General features: G+C 49.2%; 3 protein-coding genes. All 3 read right to left on the reverse strand.

The window, feature by feature from the left end; genetic code table 11:
* Positions 1–161 precede the first annotated feature (161 nt).
* From H6A34_RS13170 to H6A34_RS15415, 3 genes are read right to left on the reverse strand one after another with little or no spacing between them, the layout of a single operon-like run.
* Positions 162–1166 (reverse strand): Eco57I restriction-modification methylase domain-containing protein, encoded by a 1005-nt coding sequence (locus H6A34_RS13170; protein WP_205105889.1) that lies wholly within the window; start codon positions 1164–1166, stop codon positions 162–164.
* Positions 1129–3087 (reverse strand): DNA methyltransferase, encoded by a 1959-nt coding sequence (locus tag H6A34_RS13175; protein WP_205105890.1) that lies wholly within the window; start codon positions 3085–3087, stop codon positions 1129–1131. Before H6A34_RS13175 ends, H6A34_RS13170 begins: the two co-directional genes overlap by 38 nt.
* A 13-nt stretch (positions 3088–3100) precedes the next feature.
* Entirely contained in the window at positions 3101–6409 is a 3309-nt protein-coding gene (locus H6A34_RS15415) for a helicase-related protein (protein WP_338088666.1), read from the reverse strand.
* Between the last annotated feature and the right edge of the window lie 252 nt (positions 6410–6661).

Here is a 6661-nt window from a genome sequence, read left to right on the forward strand (position 1 = left end):
GGAAATTTTAAAAGGGTAAAATAAAATTGACCCCCAACACCAGGACTTTAAAGGGGCAATCATATTGTAGCCAAAGGTGGGCAAATCCTGCTTGGCCAAAAGGGTCAAAGTCGCGTGGCTTTTCCACATTCCATTATTTTTGTAGTTATACTCCGCCACACTCATATTTTTATCATATCATTGCTTAGTTCTTTGGCAACTTTTTTTAATTCGCTGTTGTCACATACATTTGGTATTCTAAACATTGAGAAATACTTTTGTGTTAGGCTGTAACAATCAGAAAAAGCTATCCAAAAATAAAAGAATAATGTCGAGTTTAGGAGAATAAACGCAAAATTTTTATATCTATTAGATATATCTATCTTTTTATAAGAACCTGCGATATTTAAATTATTTTCGGTTAGAATTTTCAAATTTATAAGGGCTTTACACCAATAAATAGGTGCAGCATGGTAATAGATGCTTTCTTCCTTATAAAATTCGCTACTAAGTTTCTTGTCGAATGAAAATATTTTTGTTACTACATTTTTGCCAATTTCTTTATCCAATTTTGGAGCAGAAATATAATCAAAACATTCTGTATAATTTATTTTATTGAATAAAATTGGGCGTTCACTTGTGTAATACTTTATGTATTTTGTAACAAACTTTCTCCCACTACTTTGCGGACGAGAGATGAATATCCCAGCACGAATTTTTACACCTGTGAATAATTCAGAGGGATTTCTGTCACCAGAGTAAAAAATGTTCCAGCTGTCTCTTTGCTTAAAAATTATTCTTTGGAATTCTTTAAATCCCTCTATTGATAATCCGCTTAAAGGAATAATATAACCAACCGATGATTTTGAGTTTGATATAATTGTGCATTGTTCACCAACTAATGCAAACAGATTTTTATCTTTCTTTGTTTCAAATTTGTCAACATTATATGGAATAGATTTATCTGTAAAAGTCACATACGGCGGATTACCAATAATCACATCAAATCCTCCATTGTCGTGGATGATTTGGTAAAACTCGGCAAGCCAATGGTAAGGCTGGTGCGTTTCCAGCCAATCTTCGTAGGGAATGGACGTGGTTGCCGCGTGTAAACGGCGGTTGAGCAGTTCGTTGAGTTTGCCAAGACGTTCATTCAGTCCACGCTTTGCCTGTTTGAATGTCGCCATGTCCTCGCTCTGCGTAAATTGCACAGTCTTGAACGTATCGTAAGCCGTGGCGACAAGCTGCATTTCGGTCAAGACCTAAGTTGTCGGCGCGGAAGTCCACTTCCACCACCGCCATCATCTTCAGGAACAGGCGCAGCTTGGCAATCTCGGTCGCCTCCACCATGATGTCCACGCCGTAGAGGTTGCGCAGTATGATACTCTTGTAGATGAAGTATTGGATGTTGCTGCGGTACTTGTGGGCTATTTCCTCCAGTTCCGGCTTGAACCAGTTGGGATTCTGTGCGTTGAACTCCTGCATCCGCTCGATGCAGACTTCATAGAGCGGCTCAAGGATGTTCATGGCGGCGAAAAGGAAAGCCCCCGAACCACAGGTCGGGTCAAGGATGGTGACGCGCTGCAATGCCTTGTAGAAGTGGAGGACAAACAAGCGGTCATCAGTATTGTGCAACAGGTCATAGACAAACGAGCGGATGTCAAGGTTGTAAGTGACGAAGTCGTTGATGTGCGTGATTTCGCCTTTTCTGATTTTAGCGAGTACCTCCTCACAGCGTTGCAACCGTTCCACCGTTTCGCGCCATATCTCCGTAGACAGTGCGAAAGCCTCCTGAGTTTTCGTATTCCAGTCCTTGCGGCGTTCCAGCAGACCGGGCTTGGTAGTGTCAAGTCCAATAGCAATATTTTCAGGGATTCGGCTCTGCCAGTCTGCCGTATAGCCTTTCTTCACGGCATCATATATATAGCGGTCACCGCTTTCACGCAGCGTGCGCCACACATAACCATCCGGCTTGAACGCTTCGGGTGAGGTTTCCGAAACCTTGTCCATGAGGAACGGCAGGATGCAGTTCTTCCCGATGTACTCGGTGATGTCCTCCTTGGTGTAATAAGCCCCCATCTGCGCACGGTCGTTGATGTACTGCTCGAAGATGTAACCCAGCACGTCGGGGTTGATGTCCTTTCCGCTCGCCGTGATGCGCGTGTCTAGATGCCACCGCCACGTGTCGAAGAACTTGAACAGGCGGACAAAGACATCATCGCTGATGTCGATGTCCTTGTATTCACGTTCCAACTGATGCTCCTCGAACATGCCGCCGTTAAGATAAGGTATCCGTCCGTACACGTTCTCGAACTCGTCGCTGTGCTTGGGCGAGTTCAGCCTTCCGTGGAACAACTCGGAAAGGAAGCCGCAGTAGAAGGTCTTGAAAAAGCGGTTCTCACCACGTTCACGCTGCACCCACCTCAGCTTTTCCTGCAAATAGTCGAAATTGCCGTCAAGGAAGCCTTTCTTCTGTATGAAGTAACAGAACATGAGGCGGTTGAGCATGACGGACGTGTACCATTGCTTGTTGCGGTTCTCCGTGGCGGGTATCTGGTCGTCGATGCCGCTGATGAAGCCGGCAAACGCCTTGTGTTCCATGCGGAAGCCCGCGTAGAAGTCCTTGGTGATTTTCTCCGAGTTCACGGCAAACGCTCCCTGTATGCGCTCTTTCACGTCCACGATGGTGGTCTGTTCGTCAATGTCAAACGACAGGTCGGGTATCTTGGAGAATAAGAAGTCTGCCTTGTCAGCCGTTTCGTACTCAATGGTCACGATGTCACGCTTTTCCACAGTCTTTACCGGGGCAATCCACTGCTGGTGCTCCGTGCCGGGAATGAAGAAAATGCAGATGTAGTCATTAGCACTGCGGCGCAACTTGCTGTCAATGCGCTTGCAAAGGATGTTCGTGGGTATTTCATCGACAGAGCACGCCAATATCTGGAAACCGTTACGCTCGGCTACGGTGATTATCCTATATTCCTTGTCTTCAATGGCTATCGGTGCGAGTTCCGCCTGTCCGTGGAACCTGTTCCAGCCCATTTCGGTAATGAACAGCCCACGGAAATCGGCATCCTTGATATATTGGTTGAATGTATTTCTTCTCATGATTCAAAAGGTTTTATGATTCTTGCCTAAGTCCCATTGAACAGATGATAACCGGGTCTTTATGGATGTTCCTGTTTTCGTCAATCCGGCACAGGGTCATGTTCTTGCGCATCTCCAACACGTATTCCACTATCTCATCGCTGGTGTTGGTGCGGAGCATACGCCCTAACGTGAATTTCGCCCCTTCGAGCAACGGGTAGTTGTAGATGTCGTCGATGGCCAGCTTCAGCATGTCCTTGTTCTCCTGCGAAAAGAAAAGTGTCGGGGGATTTTTATAGTAGCTTTCCAGCAATGTGATGATACGGTAACGGGTACTGAAACGGTTGCCCAATACGCCGCCAACAGAGGTCGTTTCGTTGTTGATGGATTCTACCGCCTTTGCCACCAGTTCATGATGGTTGGCGTGAGGCGGCAAGGCAGGGGTATCCGCATCGCAAGCCAAGGCGTTCAGGATGCGTTTCTGCGACTGGCTCACCACGTTACCATCAGCGTCAAGCCATGTCAGCACGTCGAAGTCGTTGTAGGTCTTGGCGTAGGTGATGACACCACCCTGCAGTCCGTCCTCCGCCGTTTTCGTGGAATAAACGACATTGCTCAATGTCGGGATTAGCTTTTTCAGCTTCGGGTCGGCAGCCGTCGCGTTCTTCCATATCTGGTAAGCCTGTGAAGAGAGGTCAACGTCGTTGTCATCCTCGTCATCGAGCGAGCCGCTCTTCTCGTTGAACATATCGCGCAGGTTTTGCTCGTTGCCCTCGAAGAACACCTCGTCACTGCCCACGATATGCGCGTTCTCGTTGATACGGGCGTTCAGGCGCGACCGCAGGCGGATGATTTTCTCCACGCCGTCGGCAGGAAAGAAAGAATAACAGTAGATTTCATTCGCCTCCTGACCGATACGGTCCACACGCCCTGCACGCTGGATAAGGCGGATGATTGCCCACGGCAAGTCGAAGTTCACGATGACATGGGCATCCTGCAGGTTCTGACCCTCGCTGAGCACGTCGGTAGCTATAAGCACACGGTATTGTTCTGTGTCGGGATAGTCCTTGTCGTTGCTCTTGGGAGAGAAACGCTCCACGATGTCCGTCGGGTTCTTGCTGCCTCCCGTCGCACAGCCGACCTGCGGTATTCCGCGCCTTTTCAGTTGCCTGTAAACGTAATGCGCTGTGTCGGAGAACTGTGTGAACACGATAACCTTGTCCGCTCCGTGCTTCTTCTCCAACAAGTCCTCCAGCTCGTCCAGTTTCTGGTCTGCATCGGGTTGCCATGCACCGCACAAGGCTATCATCCTCAGCAGGATGTCGCAGTCGTGCCTGAGCTGCTGTTTCAGGGTACGCTTGAAGTATTTGGATGAAATCCACGAACAGGCATTTCGGTTCTCTATGATGAAATAGCACTCCTCTGCCTTTTCCATGTAGAAGTCGAAATCAGTAGGGAAAGAGATTTGCTTATCCTCTGTGGACTCATCGTCATCAGCATTGCCAAATATGCTCACGTTTTCGTCTTCATCCTCTACATAGTCATCGGGAAGCGAGCTTTCGTCACCGATGGGCAGCGGCAGCTTGCTGTCAATGGCATAGATGAACACGGCGTTGCGCAGGATATGGCGGTAGAGCGTCAGCAGGAAGGCGAAGCCGCTGCTGTCTATGCGCTTGAAGAACGTGCTCCGGCAGAAACCCATCATGCGCTGTCCGGCACGCGAGAGGTTCTCGATTACCTGCCTTTCATGCGTCTGTATGTCAGTAGCCTTGTTCCCGTCATAAAAATGGATTAGCCCGTAACGGGGCAGTTTCAACTCTTCCATCAGGCTTATCATTTCAGGCGAATACAGGCGGCTGTACTGGTCGCCGGAAACAGTGGCGAACTTGACGGCACGGGGTATCCTGTCGGGAAAATAAGATTTCGAGCCATCAGGAAACAACAGGTATTTCCGCCCGTTGCCTTCATCCGTCTTGGCATAGTTCTCCTTGATGAACGTCCTTGTGCGGCGGATGAGAAACATCTTCATCAGTTCGTTCCAGTCGTCCGCATACGGGCTTTTCTCGAAAGCGCGGATGGAACGGATATGGATGTCACTGTGCCGACGTTGGAACTCCCTTTCACCACCGATGGAGCGGATGTATTCCTCCGGGCGTATGCCCAAGTCCTGGTCTTCGCCTATGAACAGGCGGAGCTGGCTTTCCAAATCCGAGAAGTCCTTGTTGTAGGGTGTGGCGGTGAGCAGTAGCACCTTGCTGCCCTGATGTTCGATAAGGCTGCGGATGTTGCGGTAGCGTATGCCATTCGCATTGCGCAGGTTGTGGCTCTCGTCCACGATTATCAGACGGTAATAGCGTGCCGAATCCACGTCTATCGCACGTGCCATTGACCAGACTTCCGCTTTCAGGTCGTACTTCCGGATGTATTTCCTCCACATATCCTGCAAGTTTGCCGGACAGATGATGAGCGTGCTGCCGGCGAAAGCCATCTCGTACAGCTTGGCGATGGCGCAGGCGGTGATGGTCTTGCCCAGACCTACCACATCGCCAATCATCGCTCCGCCGCGCTTATCGTTGTTCAGGTTCTTCGCCGCTATCTTCACGGCGGTCTGCTGGAAGTCGAACAGGTCGCGTCTGAACTCCGGCGGAAGCGTGAACTCCTTGATGCCGCTGCGTGCCTCTTGGCTCAAGTGGTAAGCCGTCTTCAGGTAGATGTGATAAGGCGGAATAGCCCTGTCACCCGCCCAACTCTCGTCTATTATCCGTGCAAGTTCCTCGGTGATGTCCAGACAGAACCGCTCGTTCCAGCGGTCATCAAACCACCGTGCCAGTTTCTCCGCACTGTCGCTGTCGGCGAACTCCGCGTTCAGCTCGCCCTGTTTAGTCAGCCCGGCATACGTCAGGTTGCTGCTGCCCATGATGGCCTGAATCTTGTTGAAGTTGTCATCCGGGCGGTGGGCAAGGTAAAGCTTGGCGTGCAACGGTTCTTTCAAGTACAGCTTTACACACACTTTTCCCTCCTTCAACTGTACGGACAGGCGGCGCAATGTCTTTTCATCGGCGGCGGAAGGCAATCCCAACAGAAGCTGGTTCCTGAAATCTTGCGCAATCTGCCGCTTGCAACGTTGCACGTATTCCGCATCGGGCATGGTTTCCTGACGCGAATAAAATCCTCGTATCAAGTCCTCGTCGGGGCGGTGCATTCCAATCAACAGTCGGCAATACCTCATCTTGCGCTTGTCATCCTCGTACACGTAACCGCCGGGCAGTTTGTCCACCTGTTCCACTATCAGGTTCCAGCCGCGCAGGTTAAAATAGCCCACGCAGAAATCGACACGCTTCACGCCTGTGTTTTCGATAATGCCGCGAAGCCCGTCCGTAAACTTACGTGAGTTCGGTATAAGAAAACGATTGAAAAAGTTGTGGGAATGAGATATTTTTATTACCTTTATAGTTGATAATCAATAAGTTACATAAAAATATCCGGTTCATCCGCAGTTCTGTTGGATAAAGATAAGCTGCTGATATTCAAGTATTTGTATTATCTTGTATGCTCATAAGTCCCTGATAATCAGTACCTGTATATTGATTAAATT

It is taken from the genome of Marseilla massiliensis, assembly GCF_016899855.1.
Lineage (GTDB): Bacteria > Bacteroidota > Bacteroidia > Bacteroidales > Bacteroidaceae > Prevotella.

Excerpts from the sequence above, each read along its gene's own strand:
- H6A34_RS13170 (WP_205105889.1), bottom strand. The coding sequence starts at position 1,166 with ATGGCGACATTCAAACAGGCAAAGCGTGGACTGAATGAACGTCTTGGC.
- H6A34_RS13175 (WP_205105890.1), bottom strand. The coding sequence starts at position 3,087 with ATGAGAAGAAATACATTCAACCAATATATCAAGGATGCCGATTTCCGT.